General features: G+C 41.5%; 10 protein-coding genes and 1 pseudogene. 7 read left to right on the top strand and 4 right to left on the bottom strand.

Translation table 11 applies throughout. The annotated features are described in order from the left end of the window. Nucleotides 1–941 precede the first annotated feature (941 nt). A pseudogene (locus tag IQ246_RS17330) lies at nt 942–1,169 on the bottom strand (nucleoside transporter C-terminal domain-containing protein); the annotation flags it as partial. 329 nt (nt 1,170–1,498) lie between these two features. On the opposite strand from IQ246_RS17330, the gene IQ246_RS17325 reads away from it, so the two are divergent. Next, complete coding sequence (locus IQ246_RS17325) at nt 1,499–1,762, top strand: peptidase (protein WP_194004590.1); 264 nt, start codon at nt 1,499–1,501, stop codon at nt 1,760–1,762. Nucleotides 1,763–2,098: 336 nt separating this feature from the next. On the opposite strand, the gene IQ246_RS17320 is transcribed toward IQ246_RS17325, so the two are convergent. Further along, a complete protein-coding gene (locus IQ246_RS17320) occupies nt 2,099–3,496 on the bottom strand; it encodes an amidohydrolase (RefSeq protein ID WP_194004597.1) in 1,398 nt (465 codons plus the stop codon). 79 nt (nt 3,497–3,575) lie between these two features. Between IQ246_RS17320 and IQ246_RS17315 the strand changes: the two genes are divergently transcribed. From IQ246_RS17315 to IQ246_RS17295, 5 genes are all read left to right on the top strand, one after another. Next, nucleotides 3,576–4,370, top strand: coding sequence for a cysteine hydrolase family protein (locus IQ246_RS17315; RefSeq protein ID WP_194004589.1), 795 nt, complete (start codon nt 3,576–3,578; stop codon nt 4,368–4,370). Then, nucleotides 4,371–4,826 (top strand): cupin domain-containing protein, encoded by a 456-nt coding sequence (locus IQ246_RS17310; RefSeq protein WP_194004588.1) that lies wholly within the window; start codon nt 4,371–4,373, stop codon nt 4,824–4,826. 617 nt (nt 4,827–5,443) lie between these two features. Then, nucleotides 5,444–8,443, top strand: a complete 3,000-nt coding sequence (locus IQ246_RS17305; RefSeq protein ID WP_194004587.1) for a CHAT domain-containing protein — start codon at nt 5,444–5,446, stop codon at nt 8,441–8,443. A gap of 97 nt (nt 8,444–8,540) precedes the next feature. After that, the gene (locus IQ246_RS17300) at nt 8,541–8,885 is read left to right on the top strand and encodes a hypothetical protein (RefSeq protein WP_194004586.1); all 345 of its coding nucleotides are present in this window, start codon (nt 8,541–8,543) and stop codon (nt 8,883–8,885) included. Then, nucleotides 8,882–10,348 (top strand): hypothetical protein, encoded by a 1,467-nt coding sequence (locus tag IQ246_RS17295; protein WP_194004585.1) that lies wholly within the window; start codon nt 8,882–8,884, stop codon nt 10,346–10,348. The genes IQ246_RS17300 and IQ246_RS17295 overlap by 4 nt, the downstream gene beginning before the upstream one ends. Nucleotides 10,349–10,697: 349 nt before the next feature. Here the strand turns inward: IQ246_RS17295 and IQ246_RS17290 are convergent, their stop codons facing one another. Beyond that, nucleotides 10,698–16,775, bottom strand: a complete 6,078-nt coding sequence (locus tag IQ246_RS17290) for a PAS domain S-box protein (RefSeq protein WP_244142069.1) — start codon at nt 16,773–16,775, stop codon at nt 10,698–10,700. 916 nt (nt 16,776–17,691) lie between these two features. Here IQ246_RS17290 and IQ246_RS17285 point away from each other — a divergent pair. Then, on the top strand, nt 17,692–18,078 hold the full coding sequence (locus tag IQ246_RS17285; RefSeq protein WP_194004583.1) for a hypothetical protein: 387 nt from the start codon (nt 17,692–17,694) through the stop codon (nt 18,076–18,078). Between the two features lie 68 nt (nt 18,079–18,146). Here the strand turns inward: IQ246_RS17285 and IQ246_RS17280 are convergent, their stop codons facing one another. After that, nucleotides 18,147–18,620: a TspO/MBR family protein gene (locus tag IQ246_RS17280; RefSeq protein WP_194004582.1), complete on the bottom strand. Its 474-nt coding sequence runs from the start codon at nt 18,618–18,620 to the stop codon at nt 18,147–18,149. Between the last annotated feature and the right edge of the window lie 161 nt (nt 18,621–18,781).

Here is an 18,781-nt window from a genome sequence, read left to right as displayed (position 1 = left end):
GTTTCTTGCTACTCAGGCATCGCACAGAATTAACTTACCTGTGTGTTGGAGGGGAAGAAAGATTCAAACCATTTCGAGGTGAAATCTGGTAATTCAAGTCCCCATGAAAATCAGACTTGTCTGGTCAGACACTTGACAGTTCTTTGCCAGTGAGTTTTTGCCCTTCTGATACTTGTTCTCATCTAGCTGAGCTTTAATTTTCAGTTGAGCTATGTTTTCATTCGGGAGAGTCAAAATCAACTCCACCATGATACATGACTTTTTCCGCCATTTTTTTGGAGGTGGGGATCAATTTCTAAAATATCGCCTCAAACCACTATGACTTCGTTAGATATTTATCAATAAATTTCAATAATTGAGAATAAAACTATTTTAAATTATCGCTTTTTTGATGTTTCAAGACTTAGCGGGAAAAATCAGCAGTCCCAAATTCTCCATGACGGTGAATGTTAATGTTTCTGCATATAACGATGAAACAATGAAATCAGAACACATTCAATGAAATGGCTAGATGTTGTAGACAAGCAGAACCATTTGAGCGTTCTATTTCGTTAATTCAGGGTCAAGCTTTTCTGAGGATGTAGGCAGTATTTGGGTTATAGGTCAAGTCTTGCGTATTTTTTAAATTAATGCTTATATTGATAGTTGGTAATTATCAGTCCACCAAGTAAAAAGATGGACAGCCTTACTCTATGAGGTTTATAGTCTTTAAAGATAAGTAGTTGAAGCCGTTTTTAATTGGAATGGCATAAAACCAATGTCAACTTATCTAGACTCAATTGGAGTAACTTTTATCGTCCAATATTTGGAGTTGCATACACTCTTTGAGGTCACGACATGCAAACCATTCTGATTGATGTTTTATCCAGAAGGGATGCTTGACATTGACCCGATGAATGCTGGTTCCTATTTTGATTTGTATGTAGATAGTTTGCCAGCTTTTATATCAAGATTCCAGGAATACAAGCGATGATAAAATCTGCGAGTAATCCGCCAATCATTGACCGCACACCTAAACGTGCTAAGTCATGTTGTCATTGCGGTGCCATCCCTGCAATGCCACCAATGGTAATTCCAACTGAACCTATATTTGCAAAATTACACAATGCATAGGTGGCAATAATTATTGCACGTTGGGAAATTTTGTGACTCTCAATTAGTTGCATCAAAGGATATTTGTCTTTAATTAATAGGTTGATGAGTAAATACTTACTCTTGATATAGGACTCCTATTTGATTTCTGAAAAATCTCCGTACATCTTTATTACTTCTTCTCCATGCCCCATTCCCCATTGCCTCTTCGCCCCTAATCCCCAAAGGGGGCCCCGAGTTCCCCAGAGGGGGCCCCACCTTCTCCATTCCCTATCTCTACGAGTCAGTTCACGAATCAAATCGGATTACTATAGCGATCGCAGCTTAATTATGCCAGAGTTTATAATAACTGATTTAAAGTCACTCCAAAACTGATAATCTGAAAGTTACTTTTTAAAGATTGTCTATGACCCGTACGTTTCGGCGATATCATCGTCAAATTGCGATCGCCTTATGCTTGCCCTTATTTCTAACTGTACTAACAGGTATGGGTTTTACCGTTACCCATGAATGGTTGCATCAAGATGAGTTGAGTGAATTCATCCTGGGACTGCACACACTGGAAATTTTACATTTAGACGGAATTTATCCGATTTTGAATGGCTTGGGATTAATTGGCTTGTTAATTACAGGTCTAAGTATGACAGGTTTATTTCGTACACGAGCCTAATTAAAATTTTGAACACAGAGGGACACAAAAGAATATCTTCTCTGGGAACCTCTGTCTTGAAAAGTTTCCTAGTTCGAGTTAACCCTCCTCCAGAAATTTTCGCTGCGTTTTCCTCTGCGTTTCCCAAATCCATATAGTTTGAGACTTCCGCTTTGTCTTTTATTAACTGCGGTTAAATAATTTTTGTCGCACTTGGTTGACAAATTGCGTGGGCGTAGACTCGTACTTGGACAAAACTCAGTGACTACCGCAGACATCGCCTAAATATCTAATAGTAGAGACGTAGCATTGCTACGTCTCTACATATTAATCTTTCTGTGCATCTAACTCTGTGTTTCACAAACCCATGACTGTGCGATAATGTGCTTCAATTTGCGCCACTGTTTGAGATTTGCGTGTTGGCTCCCATTGACTGCGGTTAAATAATTCTTGCCGCAATTCATCAACGTTAATTGTTGTCACTTTACCATCAGTAATAACTTGTTTACCATTCACCCAAGCACTATCAACAACATTGGTGGGACGTCCTAAAACTAACAAACCGATGGGATCTGTACGGGGTAATAAGGATAGATTAGTCAGGTCATAAAGTACTAAATCGGCTTGTTTACCCACGGTGAGGGAACCGAGTTTGTCTGCTAGATTAAATCCCTTCGCGCCTCCTAATGATGCCATTTCTACTGCTTGCCGGGGCGTAATCCAGTGCTGATAATCTGAGTCTGTAACGTTGTGCAAAATGGAACCAATTTTGATGGCTTCTAGCAAGTCTTGGGAATCATTGCTGGAAGCGCCATCACAACCAAAAGCCACATTTACTCCAGCTTGACGGTATTTTAAGATTGGGGCGATGCCACTGCCTAAACGCAGATTACTCAGGGGATTATGAACGACTGTAGATTGAGTTTGGGCAAGGATGGCGATATCAGAATCATTTAAGTGGACACAATGAGCTAGTGTTGTGCGATCGCTCAAGTACCCGATTCTTTTAAGATGTTCAACACCAGTACAACCGTATTTTTCTTGAGCTAGTTTTTTCTGTGCTCTGGTTTCCAGCAAATGGGAGTGACGGCAAAGATTATAACGTGAGCTTAATTCAATACACCCTTCAAATAAAGCATCAGTACACAACTGAATTCCCGTTGGGGCGACTAAAATATTTACACCCTCATCCGGGCGATGAAATTGCCTTACCGCCTCTTCAATGATTTCCAGTGTGGCCGCAGTTGAGCGAAAATAAGGCTCGTGAGTTTGTGCTGATTCCCCGGATGGCATCCCTGCTGTGAGAGATTCATCTTGAATCAAGGGGGCGATAAAAGCACGAATTCCAACTTTTCTGTAAGCACGAATTGCAGTGGCGATGGTTTCTAACTCTTGTTCTGGAATTAACACCAGATGATCTACCACACTCGTACCGCCAGAAAGTAGGGTTTCCACGGCGGTTCCCAAGGCGCTGAGATAAACCTTTTCTAAATCGAGAGGGGCAAAATCATACAGTTCCGCCAGCCATAATTCTAAAGGCAAGACTGACATGATCCCGCGTTGCCACATTTCTGATGAATGAGTGTGGGCATTAAAGAAGCCAGGAAGTAACAGTTTATTGCTACCATCAAAGGCAGTACCGACAATATCTAGATCGGTTGCAATAGCTGCAATCTTACCATCTACAACCTGTACATCTACCGTTGTATAACCGTCATGAGCGGCAATCAAAACATTTTGGATCGTGATCACGATTTTAACCTTGATTAAGTAATCAAACCCTCAACAGAATTTCAAGTTACAAAATAAAAAATGGTGTTGGGTGTTGCAATTTATGAATATGGCTTTTCGGACATTGGGAGTTGCACCAAATGCTTGGACTGTGAATCATGCGATCGCAGATATTACCCGTCCTCACAAGACCTCACAACCCGTTATCTTATCAACAGAAACTAAAACCCTGCGCCTAGATTTGGCAAAATCTGCCATCCTTGTCATCGATATGCAAAATGACTTCTGTCATCCTGATGGCTGGTTAGCCCATATCGGCGTGGATGTAACTCCGGCGCGACAGCCCATCGATGCTTTAAACAGCTTACTTCCTGAAGTGCGTGACGCTGGTGTACCCGTAATTTGGGTCAATTGGGGAAATCGTCCCGACTTACTTAATATTAGTGCAGCCTCGCGTCACGTCTACAACCCCACAGGTCACGGCGTGGGCTTGGGTGATCCGCTACCTAGCAATGGTGCTAGGGTACTTATGGCAGGTAGTTGGGCGGCGGCAGTGATAGACGAACTAGAACAGCTACCGGAAGATATTCGTGTGGATAAATACCGCATGAGTGGCTTTTGGGATACTCCTTTAGATAGTATCTTGCGGAACCTGGGAAAAACGACACTATTTTTTGCTGGTGTCAATGCTGACCAATGTGTGCTCGCCACCCTCTGTGACGCTAACTTCTTAGGATATGATTGCGTTTTAGTTAAAGACTGCACAGCTACAACTTCCCCCGAATATTGTTGGCTGGCGACATTATATAACGTGAAACAATGCTTTGGTTTTGTCACTGATTCACAAGCAATTTTAACAGCGCTGAATAATCCTGAATCAACAGAAGGAGATAAATAAATGCACGCTACTCGTTGTGTAATTCCTATTATCAAATCTCCCAAAGATTACCAAGTATATCGCATTAGTCCTCACGACTCTAATCGGTTAGCAATTATCTTCGATTCAACAAACGCTAATACTTCCTTGACTTGCTGCATAGAAATTTTTGATGTTGGTGGACAAACACCGCCAAATCGTCATCAGTGGGCGGTGGAAATGTTTTTCATCCTTAAAGGGGAAGGAATAGCCATGTGTGACGGCAAGATTGCCCAAATTAAAACGGGAGATAGTTTGTTAGTACCTCCAACTGGTACTCATTTAATTAGAAATACAGGTTCCACCCGCTTGTATACGCTAACTGTGATGGTTCCCAATGAGGATTTTTCTGAACTAATTCGCAGTGGTACACCAGTGGAGTTAGACGCAGAAGATATGGCTGTACTAGGGAGATTTGATGCTTTGATGCCTTGTTAAAAAATACAGAATTCAGTAGGGCAGCACAGTTGTGCTGCCCTATTGCTTTTTCGTAGAGTGTGTTACCCCGCCATAGAGTTGAGATAAACCCAAAACCCTCATGTAGAGACGCGATAAATCGCGTCTTCAAAATTTATCGCGTCTTCAAAAACCAATCAGCTACACCAATAATCCTTAACCCAAGCGTATTGAGTTCAAAGGTGGATGAACGGAGTTCAAAGGTGGATTAACGAGTATCAAAGGTGGATGAACGGAGTTCAAAGGTGGATGAACGGAGTTCATGGATTAACGAGTATCAAAGGTGGATGAACGGAGTTCAAAGGTGGATTAACGCAGTTCAAAGATGGATGAACGCAGTTCAGAGGTGGATGAACGCAGTTCAGAGGTGGATGAACGCAGTTCAGAGGTGGATGAACGCAGTTCAGAGGTGGATGAACGCAGTTCAGAGGTGGATTAACGCAGTTCAAAGCCTCATTAATGAGTATCAAAACATGACACAAGCAAACAGCCTTGTGTCAAACAAGATATAATTTATGCTGATTTGCGAAATTATAAGCTTGTAAAGTGAAGAATACATCCATGAATGCCGAGAGTGCTGAAAGTTAGGGTAATAACTAATGCTGTGGAATGTTTTACAAGCAATTCGCCGTCAAATAACAGAAAAGCTAGGATTATCCTCGTCTAAAAGCAACACAGACACAAACACAGCGCCTATATCTAACTCCCAGCTTGACTTTTTATTGCAGGTACTCCAAGCTACAGCAGACAGTGACGGCGATGCTAAGGTGATCCACCCACTGCTGGAAGCGAACCAAGAGAAGCTAGACATGAACTTTGCCCAAATTTTACGCAGTTGGGCAATGGCAACTCTATCAGACTTAGAAATAGACACAGCACAAAACACTCTAATAGATATCCTCAATTTCAGTAACCGGATGCAGGATTTTCCCTTGGGGAACCGGAGGAATAATTTGGAAATTGCCATCACAGGTTATGAAATTGCACTCACCGTTTTTACCCAGGATCGCTTTCCCGAAAAATGGGCAATGACGCAAAACAACCTGGGCACTGCTTACAGAAACCGCATCCAAGGAGAGAAGGCAGATAATTTAGAAATTGCGATCTCCTGCTACCAAAAAGCCTTGCTAGAACGCACCCGCGATCGCTTTCCATTTGAATGGGCAACGACGCAAAACAACCTGGGCAATGCTTACAGTAACCGCATCCGAGGGGAGAGGGCAGATAATTTAGAAGTTGCCATCAAATGCTACCAAGATTCTTTGCTAGAATACACCCGCGATCGCTTTCCCGATGAATGGGCAATGACGCAAAACAACCTGGGCTTAGCTTACAGTAAGCGCATCCGAGGGGAGAGGGCAGATAATTTAGAAATTGCCATCAAATGCTTACAAGACGTTTTGCTTGAATACACCCGCGATCGCTTTCCTTATGAATGGGCAAGGACGCAAAACAACCTGGGCAATGCTTACAGTGACCGCATTCGAGGAGAGAAGGCAGATAATTTAGAACTTGCCATCAAATGCTACCAAGATTCTTTGCCAGAATACACCCGCGATCGCTTTCCTTATGAATGGGCAAACACGCAAAACAACCTGGGCAATGCTTACCTTTACCGCATTCGAGGAGAGAAGGCAGATAATTTAGAAGTTGCCATCAAATGCTACCAAGATGTTTTGCCAGAATACACCCGCGATCGCTTTCCTTATGAATGGGCAAACACGCAAAACAACCTGGGCAATGCTTACAGTGACCGCATCAGAGGGGAGAGGGCAGATAATTTAGAACTTGCCATCAAATGCTACCAAGATGCTTTGCTTGAATACACCCGTCAGGCTTTGCCGCAAAACCATGCAACAACTGCTTCCAACTTGGGGTTAGCTTACGTAGACGCGAAACGATTTGCAGATGCTTACAACATTTTTAAATCTGCCATTGACACAGTAGAATTTCTGCGGGGTGAAATTTTCTCTGGCGATGAAATCAAACAAAAACTCGCGGAAGAATGGAATCAGCTCTATAGCTACATGGTGGAAGTTTGTCTGGAATTAAAATATGATGACCAAGCAGTTGAATACATCGAACGCAGCAAGACGCGTAACTTAGTGGAACTGTTGGCGAATCAAGGTTCCCCAGCACTGCACCAGCTACAACAACAAATAGCTGAAGAAAAACGCCGTTTAGCAGCCGCAGACAATTCTGAACCAACATCCCTAAACCAACTGCGCCAACAACGCCAAGAATTAATTAAGCAAGTCATCCCCTTAGAACACATCCGCTTTGCCGAAATTCAAAGGCTGTTAGATAACCACACTGCTATTTTGCAATGGTACATATTTAATGATTGCTTTCGCACCTTCATCATCACCAGCGAAAACCAAACACCCCGAATCTGGAAATCTACTGCTGAAGATTTGGAGGCTTTAGATAACTGGACAAATGAGTATCTGGAAACTTACTACACAGAAAAAGATCGGTGGCGACATCAACTAGCAGCTAAACTCCAGGAGTTAGCAGACATCCTACATATTAATGATGTACTCGATTTAGTTCCAAATACCTGCAACGCTGTAATTCTCGTCCCCCATCGCTACCTGCATTTATTACCGCTTCATGCTTTACCTCTTGACTCTGTGTTCTCTGCGCCCACCGAAGTTTTGATCGGCGGAAGCCGCCGCTCAAACTTCTCTCTGCGGTTTAAAAATAATTTATTTAACCACAGAGACACAGAGGACGCAGAGAGGGAGAGTTATCTTTTAGATAGATTTCCTAATGGGGTGAGATATGCACCCAGTTGTCAGCTGTTGAAGTTTGCCCAAAAACGGGAATATCAGCCTCAACAAAGTTTATTCGCCATCCAAGATCCCAGCGACAACCTGATTTATACCAATATGGAAGTTGAAGCGATTCAGCGTAATTTTCATCCCACCACCGTTTTAAAAAAAGCCCAAGCCACCAAACAAGCTTTATTACAAGCCGTGGCAAATTCCCCAGATGTGCAAGTCATTCACCTTTCTTGTCACGGCTACTTTGATATTGAATCCCCTGTGAATTCTGCCATTGCTTTAGCTGATTGTGTTTCGTCCACCCTCCCTGCTAGCAACCGTCAGCGAGAATTAGCAGATGGAAATACCCTAGACCTAGAAAAATGCCTAACTTTAGTTGATATCTTCAATCTCAATTTACCAGAATGCCGCCTCGTCACCCTTTCCGCCTGCGAAACCGGACTCACTAGCCCCAGAAGTACCAGCGATGAATATATTGGTTTAGCAAGTGGCTTCCTCAAAGCAGGCAGTTCTAGTGTAGTGAGTAGTTTGTGGTCTGTGGATGACTTTGCTACAGCGTTGTTGATGATTCGATTTTACGACAATCTGCCCACTCTCCCCATTGCCCAAGCACTTCGTGAAGCCCAGCACTGGTTACGCAACGCCACCCAACCCGATTTAATCAAGTGGACTGAACAACACCCAAATATCAATGAAGAAAATAAGCAAACAATTCAGCATCGGTTAGAAAAACACTATGGATGTGAAAATTCTAATGATCAACCCTTTGGTAAACCTGCGGCTTGGGCTGGCTTTTGTGCTATTGGACATTAGGTTCGTAGTAAGCACTTCAGTGCTTAAGGGAGGGCTGAAGCCCTCACTACGAGCTAATCTGAAATTTCAACTATAAAATATTGATGGAGGTATGATTATGGCAACTGATGAAGATAAGGCAATTGTTGAGGCTTTTTTTCAAGTCGTAAAAGAGCAAGGATTTGTTTTTGATGAACAAAGCAACGCCGATTTATCAACAATCAAGCAAACCCTGGCAGAATTGGAGAATCAACCAGTGTTAGCAGCTGCCGAACCTATTATTGCTTGGTATAAGAAATATCCAGATGTCAGAGATGCTGTGTTATTTACAGTTAGAGAAATTACTATTAAAAAGCGGAATCCAGCCAATCAAGAGGGGACTTTAATCAATCAATTTCCTGACTACAAGAAGATAATTGATGATCGGCAAAATAATCTACCCCCAGAATCAAATAAAAAATGAGTCCGAAAGTCTACGCGCCCAATGTTCATTTATTTGCCTTTCATCTGCAAAAAAGCACCAATAGCGATAATGCAGACGATAAAGATAAATATTGGCTTTGGCGAACCTGCAATGAAATAATCCAGCGATTGCAGCCCAATTTTGATTTACTGCAATGGCTGGATTTAGAACAAGAACCGGATAATCCAACTGTTTCTTTAATCAAAGCTGAGAAACAAATAGATGCAGTTCCTATTGATAATGGTGAGATATATTTAGATGAAAACTCGCCTTTATTAATCGAAGGGTTTGCCTATCCGCTGAGACTTTATGACAGTTATGGATTATGGCTAAATCTACGCCGTCCAGAAAAAGACAATAATAATCAGCGCACTGAAGATGTAGATATTCAAATTTTCAGAAAGCTGAATCCAGACAATTGCTTACTGTTAGAAGGAAATGAGAACTTTCTCAATCAAACCCTGATTATTACTGCTTGGCTGTCATCAGAACACGACCCCCAAGACCAAAAAGCTTTGAAAAATTTAGCTGATGAATGTCTCCAAGCTTTCTTTCCCAACAACTACCCAATTCCGCCATTTGCACGTTCAGATGCTCTATTTGGTAGCCCGATTTTTGAATACGGACTGTTTAGCCAATTAACTAATTACCGCCATGTTTTAGTTTGGTTCTTCAGCCACCCAGAAGCCGAAGAAAAGTTTAATGATTATCAGGAACAATTATTAGATTTGTTTTTCTTCCGCGCCAAAGTAGTCAAAGCCTTCCGAAAAAGCCGGGAAGTGTATGAAGATACTAATAAAGAATATCAAAAAATCGAAGCTGAAATCAAGAATTTAAAAGAATTTGATGATACTCAATTATTAAATGACGAAAAATTAGATAATTTAAGCGATCAATTAAAAACTCTTCCCCAAATGGCATTAGACTATGCCAATTTACTGCGATATCTAGAATCATATCAAAATACGATCGCCATCAATGGACGAAATTATGCCGACAGACTGCAACAAATTCGCGGTATTGTCAAAAATGAAGATATTAGCTTTTTAGAAAAATTTAGTTTAGAAAATAGTCCTGATTTCCAAGAACAAATCAAAGCAGAGTTGGGCTATTTTACTCATGCTTCCAGCTTACTAGATAAAGCGATCGCCTCTATCCGCGGACGCGTGGAGATAGACAGAGCAAAAAGCGATCGCTTAGCGGAAGAGAAGAAACAGAAAAGCGATCGCGATTTACAAATTACCATCTTAGCTGTCGGTACTGGCATCGGCGCTGGGGGAATCATGGTATCTAGTTACAGTTTGGTACAAGATGACCCCATCCTCAAAGTTTTGCACACTCCGGTGACGAATCGCTTTACCGCAGCGATCGCCTACAGTTTACTTTTTGGCTTCGCTATAGGAATCTTAATTTGGGGTTGCGATCAACTTTGGCAGTCACATAAGCACAGGCGTCAGTCATAAGCCCAAGGATGCAAGTCCGCTGGTTTAACCACTTTCTCAAAGGTATCTATACAGGATTACATAATGAAGCGCCTGTTTGCCTATTTGAAATGGGAATTAAAATCCGTGATGATCAAATACTCACAGGACTTACGCAAGTGTCATATTTTTAACGCCAGAGGTTGTCCAGAGTCAAAGGTCAAAAGTCCAAAAAACCTTGATTCTTGAACGCCACTTGCTTCTCCTGTGGTCGCCGCTGCGCGAACAAGTCGGCAGAGCCGCAAGGGCGCAGTGGCTCCCCTTGACCCTTGACCCTTGACTCTTGACTCTTATACCAGAAGCCTTGTGTGCCAGTTGCGTAAGTCCTAACTCATTTGCTAATAGCTATACTTGCCAACTCCATTATTTTCTCAAACTGAAAGTTTTGAGTTAAATCCATTAAATAGTTGTTCAATACAATATTGTCTAAGGGCATTTGCTCAATCAACTCTAAAATCAGGTAATCGCTGCATTGAGCTGCGGCGTTGTATAACTTTGTAACCCATTCAGATGGCATTTGAGATAACAGACTAACTAAATCTGTAGAACTCAAAATTAATTCTGTTTCATGTTGCTTTTTATGAGATAGTTGATAACTATCTTCTGAATAAATATATTGTAACTCCAGATATTCGCCCAATTTTTTAAGTAGTTCTTCTTCCCGGAAGGGCTTGTTAATAAAATCATCACAACCTACTTTCATCATTGCCTCTCGTTGTTCCTCGAAAACATTGGCCGTTAAAGCAATAATGATAGTATTGGCACGCTGTAAAATTTCTTCACCATCACCACATCTCACAGAAGCAGGGGAATCCGCCCATGTGACTGATTCCTCTATTTCTCTAGCTTTAATAATTTTGGTGGCTTCGTAGCCATCCATAACAGGCATCCGCATATCCATTAAAATCAGGTGTGGTTGCCATTTCTGCCAAAGGGCGATCGCTTCGATGCCATTTGCAGCTTCCTGGGTTGCAAAGCCAATAGATGTTAGTAGTTTAACTACCAATAAACGACTATCTGTAACATCATCAACTACCAAAATGCGGTACTCTTTTTGCTCTGATGCTAAACCAATAACTTTGCTAGTTTGTTGAATTTGAATTTCGTTAGCTGTAGCTAAACTGATTGGAATATCAAAAACAAATTTACTTCCTTCACCAACAGTGCTGGTGACGCTAACATCTCCTCCCATTAGTTGTACGTATTTGCGGCTAATTGCTAAACCCAGTCCCGTTCCCTGTTGCGATTTTCTGCCGGTTTCAGTTTGCCCAAAAGCCTCAAACAATAGGTCAATTTCTTGTGGAGCAATACCAGGGCCAGTGTCTGTAACCTCGAAGAAGAGATGGGGGAGTAGGGGAGTGGAAGAATAATTTGGAATTGCTTGCTCTTGTTTTGCCTCTGTGTCTGTTTCGTCCTTCTCTTGTCTCTCCTGCTCCCATCTCACGCGCAGCGTCACCCTTCCAGTATCGGTAAATTTAATCGCATTCCCTAGTAGGTTGAGCAAGACTTGGCGTAGTTTACTTTCGTCAGCTTGCACGTATCTGGGAAGACTTAAAGTATATTCAAATGTCAAGTGTAGTCCTTTGGCGGCAGCACGAAAGTGTAACATCTCTTCGAGGTTTTCTAAGAGGCGAATGAAGTCAAAATTGTTGACATTCAAAGTTATTCTACCAGCTTCGATTTTGGACATTTCTAGAATGTCGTTAATTAAGTTGAGGAGATGTTCGCCAGCACGATTGATGATTACTAGGTTTTTCTGATGTTCTGTAGATAAAGAATGATCATGGCTCATAACTTGGGTGAAACCGAGTATGGCATTGAGTGGGGTACGCAGTTCGTGGCTCATGTTGGCAAGGAATTCGCTTTTGGCACGGTTAGCAGCATCAGCAACTACAACAGTTTCTTGTAATACTTGTGATTGCCTTTGCGTTTTGGCGAGTAATTGTGCTTGCTGCAAAGCAACTCCTAACTGATTGCCAATTTGAACTGCAATGTTGATTTCTTCTATTTTCCATTGGCGGGAACCAGAATTTTGATAGCTCGCTAGTAAACCCCAAAGTTGATTACCACATAAGATAGGGACAATAATATAGGCTTTTGCCTGAAAGCGCTCCAAAAGGTTGATGTAACGAGGATCAAACCCAGCTTTGTAAATGTCTGGGACGCAGCGGAAACTTGTATCTTGTAGAAATATACTACCTTCGGTTGTTTGCACAGGAGTATCTTGCTGCTGGTTATCTGCACTATTCAATATTTTCGCTAGGCAACGACCATTTTCTAAGATACCTTCTGTGAGATTGGGATTATTGTTATGTTCTTCTATTAGAGAAACCCAACCATTCCCCACTGACTCCGAGACAAATTCGCCACTCCAGTAAGGATTGAAACGATAGACAACGACGCGATCGCAGTTAAGTACTTGCCGCAATTCTTGGGTTGTCGCAGTAAATATAGTATCTAGATCTAGAGTTTGGCGCATCCTTTGAATTACTTGAGCGATCGCTCTTTCTCGTTCTGCACTCTCACGTAAGGCTTCTTCTGCTAGTTTTCTCTCGGTAATATCTGTTACTGTACCGATGTAGCCTTTAATTTCTCCATCATCGCCAATTTCTGGCAAAGCTTGAGCAATTACCCAGACGACTCTGCCATCAGGATGTAAGTAGCGATGCTCAGACTTGGGTGGTGCTTTCCCTGATACTTCATCCCCTGAGTGCAGCACATCATCCCGATCTTCTGGATGTAAAGCATTTGTCCAACCTTTTCCCAAAGACTCTTGCAGGGAAAGCCCAGTAATCTCAGTACAACGCTGATTTAAATATAAGGCGTTGCCATTACTATCCGCGTGGAATATACAAACTGGTGAGGCTTCTGCTAAAATTTGATATCGCTGCTGACTTTCTTGCAAAGCTAGTTCTGCCAGTTTGCGATCATTAATGTCTGTCCAATAACCAACGCACTCCATAGGATTACCTGCTTCGTCACGGATTAACCTCACCTGTTCGTAGAACCAGTGATAAGTTCCATCAGCGTGTAACCAGCGGTATTCGTAGAAACTGTAATCGTGCTCACAAAGTTCCGAAAATTTTCCCAAGACCAAATCTACATCTTCTGGGTGGACACGCTGAAGCCAGAACTTAGAATTATTGAGGAATTTCTCCGCTTCATAGCCAACCATTGCTTTAATGTTCTCACTAATAAAAGTAGTGTTAAAAGCTCTTAATGTTTTGCAACTATAGATGACTACAGCACTAGAGGTGAACAGATATTGCAAGCGTTCGTTGGCTAAGCGCAATTCTTGTTCAGCGCGTTTGCGTTCGCTAATTTCTACCATCACTGTGCCCACACCAGAAAGGCAATTGTCTTCACCGGGAATTGGAAAATAAGAAATTAGGAAGTGGCGGGTAATATCCGGCTGCTGGGGTGAACTGCTGCTCAATTCTTGGTTAAGAATGGGTTGACCAGTCAATAGAACTTGTTGATAGATTGGTTCTACTAAAGAAGCGATATGGGGTAAAACTTCATGGATAGTCTTGCCGATATGATCTTGTTGAGATTTTCCATTAATTTCTGCTGATAGTTCGTTGATTTGTACAAACCGCAGTTGGTTATCTAAAATGTTCATGCCCACAGGAGCACTGCTGAAAAAGGCATTAAGACGGGCTTCTCTGAGCGCCAGTTCTCGTTCTAGGGTTTTACGTTCAGTGATGTCTTTGTGCGTACCTGTCATCCGCAAAGGCTTACCCTGCTCGTCGCGCTCAAAAATCTGACCACGAGACTGAATCCACTTCCACTTACCAGAGGAGCAGCGCATCCGAAATTCCACTTCATAAACGGAACTAGCACCTTGGATATGGGTATTTAAGGCTGAACTGACTGCTGGCCAGTCTTCTGGATGCACCAGTCGCTCAAAGGCTTCCTGATTTTCTTCAACTTCATGTTCTGCGTACCCCAGGATCTTTAGCCATCGCCAGTCACGATAGATTTTGCCAGTGCAGATATTCCAATCCCACAACCCCAAATCGCTAGCTTCTAAGGCCAGATGTAAACGTTCTTCGCTCTGTCTATGGGCGGCTTCTACCTGTTTACGCCTAATCAGCCCACCTAACTGGGAAGCAACAGTACCTACTAGCATCAGCAAGCGCTTATCTACTGGGGCTGAGGTGCGTTTAAAAAACACCAAAATAGCCAATACTTGGTTTCCAGACAGTATGGGAACGCCAAAACCAGCTTTTAATCCGGCTTTTGTGGCTTCTGGCGATCGCAAAAAAGTTTGGTTTGTAACTTGAGAAACATCCTCTATCCATTCTGGTTTCATGGTTTGCCAAACTCGTCCTGGTAGTCCTATCCCTGGGGCAAATCTGACTATTTGGCTTTGGCGGCAGAATTCTTCTAAACTGTCTTGCTCTCCGTACCAACCCAGAATATGTTCTAAAAAAGTATCATCGTCATTAAGTATCCATGCTTCGCCAAAATCCCAGCCAATGGTGTGACAAATTAAGCGCAAAACGAGCATTAGAGCACTGTTTACATCTATGGCGCGAGTGATGGCTTGGGTGGTCAACAGCAGTAAACGGCTTTCATTTTCAGCCTGTTTGCGCTCAGTGATATCTTTAGCTGTACCTAGTACATATTGTTGCCCATCAATCTCGATCATTTCTGCACTCAGCAGCGTCGTCTTGATCTCTCCAGTAAAAGTCCGAAAATCAACCTCATGGTTGCGAATGGCTTTTGTTTGTTGGAGCATTTGGGTAAGCACAGCACATTGTTCTCGATTTACCCAAATATCCAATTCTTTGTGAGTACGACCGATAACTTGAGAACGAGAATAACCAAAAAAGCGACAGAAGCTGTCATTAACTTCGGTGTAGCATGTTTCTGGAAAAGTGGACAGAGAAATCGGGTCAGGAGAGGATCTAAAAGCTGATGCAAATTTTTCTTCCGAAGCGCGTCGCGCGGCTTCTGCGCGTTTGCGTGAGCGTACTTCCAGCGCCAAAGATACTAAATTGCTTGAAGAACGAGCAAAATTCTGGTCTTCCAGCGTCCAGTTATGGGTAATACCCACCGCCTCCAAACACAAAACTCCTATGGTCTTTCCTCCCAGTCGGATGGGTGTATCGAGCATAGAAGTGATGTTAAATGGGGTTAAGTAAGACTCAGAAAGTTCTTTAGTTCTAGGATCAGTGTGGGCATCATCTACGGCGATTAGTTGGTCTTGGTGCAAAGCTTGAAAATATGTTGGATAATCTGCCCTTGCAAGGGAAAATCCTTTACTGTGTTGGTTGCCACTCTGCTCAAATAGTTCTATGCACTGGAGATTAGTGCCTATTTTGTCATATAGCCAGACGCCAGCTCGTTCTACTCCAATATTTTTAGCACCTGCTTGTGTGATTTCATTCAAAGCTGTTTTCAAGTCGCCCTGATAAAGCGCCTGATTTTTTGCTAGCTGTGTTAGCACTAGATTATGGTTGCGGAGCTTAATAGTACTTTTTTGTAGGACTTGTTCTATGTGTTTGTGTTCTGTAATGTTGCCAGCTGTACCTGTCACTCCTACAACTAAACCCTGTTCATTGCGTAAGGCGATCGCATTAAATATTAGATATAAGGTTTTACCATCTTTAGTTAGGCAGCTAGTTTCATACTGGAATATAGATTCTCCCTTCAAAACACGCTGGAACGCAACCCTAATCTTAGGAATTTGTGCGGGCAATATGAAATCAGTGAAGGCTCGCCCGATTATTTCTTGAGGTTCGTAGCCGTAACGTTGCTTGATGGCTGGGTTTACAAAGGTAATCAACCCGTCGATGTCTATCGACCAGAGCAAATCTTGGGATGTCTCAATTAGTTGGTCATATTTACTTTTACTGGTTTTGTGGACAGCTTCCACTAAAAGGCGATCGCATATTTCTGGCTGCCATTTAAATTTTTGCCTGTTTAGTTTGACACGCACTACTTTTTTTTCTTCAACTCTTTGCCGCTCTTGAATTTCACATTGCAGTTGGACATTTTGTTCTTTTAATTTTTTCTTCAATTTTTGAAGATTAAGTTGATTGTGGATACGTAACAAAATTTCTTGAGGAGCAAATGGTTTAGTAATATAGTCAACAAAATCAAGTTCAAAAACTTTGATGTTTGGAGTTATTTCATCTAAATTGTTAAGAAATATTATCGGAATATCTTGAGTTTTCTGGTTAGATTTCAAATATTGATAAATTTTATAGCCACCAATTTCTGGCATATTAATGTTAAGAAAAATCAAATCAGGGGGAGAAGCAAGCGCTGTATTAATTGCCAGTTGCGCCGAAATGAGTTTTTCAACCTGATAACCTTGGCGTTGGAGGATGTCTGCTAAAAAATGTAAATTTTCTAGTCTGTAATCAACTAATAAAATGTTTATCTGCTGAGAATCCATAGTCATACCAATCATGGGGTTAGTTTTCAATTAGAGAGAAATCTTTGAGTAGACGTGAAGATGATTAAGCGCAAGTGTTCATAAATATAATTTACATGTAAATATTCGCCTATTTCCCAGATTAAGCTGTTAACCATTTAATTGACATAACTATGCGTTAACTTTCTTATAAGGTGCTCATAACAATACTCACCCTACTGTGAGCTATTCTCTGTCTGACCTTGTTTCCGTTAGCAATTGTCGCAGGTAATAAAGCATTCCTGGCTATCGGTTAAAATGTTTAACCCTGAATAGCGTTCGGTCTTGTCCCGGTCTAATAACTGTAACTCGAGTTGAATCGGAACGCTAACTTTTGAAGCACCAATTTATTGAAGTGACTAAAGTGACATGGTTTTTGTTAACAAGCATCAATTCATCTGAAAAAGGTTGGGTATTCTAACACAAGCTATTCACTAATTTCTTGATGTTACAATCTATTCCCTTAGATATATATCTATAACTAACTAAGCAAAACTCTTGACAGATATACCTGAAGTATTATTTTGCTAAACCTATAATTAAAAGCTTGTAAATATCAAAGTTTCAAAACCTACTATAGTGTTTTTCAGTGAATTAAAATACAGCGGAATACACTTAATCAATCAACATCCTTAGTTACCCATCTTTCTTGATATGTATATCTCTGACATGGTGATTTTATAGTTTGGAATGAGGTAAAGTAAAATCCAACACTATGAATATTTTTCTGAATTGAGTTTCTTAAATAGCGCTTACATATTCTAAAATCAAGAATTAAAGCGCTTGCAAAACTGGAGTTCTGATGAATCAATAAGTAGGCCATGTCTTTTTCACAATTACTAATTACTTTGTTAGCAAAAATTAAAGCGGTAAAAATGTATAGCCCAAGGTAAATAATATGTATGGTGAGCAAAGAGTGCAAAAAAATATAATATCCAAGAAGAATTTGCATCAATTAACCCAAAATGAAGTAAAAAGAGAGCAAGCACAATCGCATGAATTGACTATTCCTGATGTAATAGTATCTTTATCTCCCCTTGGTTTTATCTTTAGTTGGGTAGTTTTTTTTATTGCCTTGCGAAAAATCAGGACATTTGTAGATAATAAGATATTTTTTACTATTAAGGGCTTAGAGAAAGTTCCTTGTAAAAACTGTAAGTTTTATTCAAATAATCATTATCTAAAGTGTGCAGTTAAACCTTCAATTGTCCTCACAGAAGAAGCTATGAATTGCCCTGAGTACTCACCCAATAAGGGCAATTTTTATCCAAGAAATCGGTTATAAGAAGATAGTAATTCAGGACTTACGCAAAAGTTGCCAAAAAGCTTAAGTTATCGAACCGCCTTCTCTACCTAGTTGGATACACCTGGATTGAGTTGAATTAATACCCAAGTCAGATACGTGCCGACAGGCCCCCAGAGCGCATAGGGCAAAAACAGCCAGGAGGCTTTTTGAGAAATAGGCTTCACTACAAAAGCCAGGATGTAGACTAAAACTGTTGCTAAGCCGCCGACAATCATTCCTCCTGTTAGGCTACGAAGTTCCACTACAATGGGACTGTAAATCGATGTTAGCAGAGCGATCGCGGCATAAATAGCTATTAAGTACCAAGGACGAGAGCGTTTTGAGCTTCTTTCCCACACGATAATTGCTGAGATTGTGGCACAAGCCCAAACGAAAATCCAGATAAATGGAATGAGAAACTCAAAAGTCAACCAGTTGGGACGTTGTAAGTTCTGAAACCAGGGATCGCGCAGTGATGTTAACAGGCTACCGCCAAAAAACAGTGCTGCCGAAACTGCTGTGATTATCCATCTAGCTTTCACGAGGGGTTCCTATCAGAGTTGGATTACACCTGTAGTTTAGGCTGGAGTTGCGATCGCTGCACCTATCTTGAGTCTCTCTTTTTTTAATTGGGCAATGGGCAATGGGCAATGGGCAATGGGCAATGGGCAATGGGCAATGGGCAATGGGCAATGGGCAATGG

The organism is aff. Roholtiella sp. LEGE 12411 (assembly GCF_015206995.1).
GTDB lineage: Bacteria > Cyanobacteriota > Cyanobacteriia > Cyanobacteriales > Nostocaceae > Komarekiella.
This window is presented reverse-complemented; position numbering and strand designations above follow the sequence as displayed.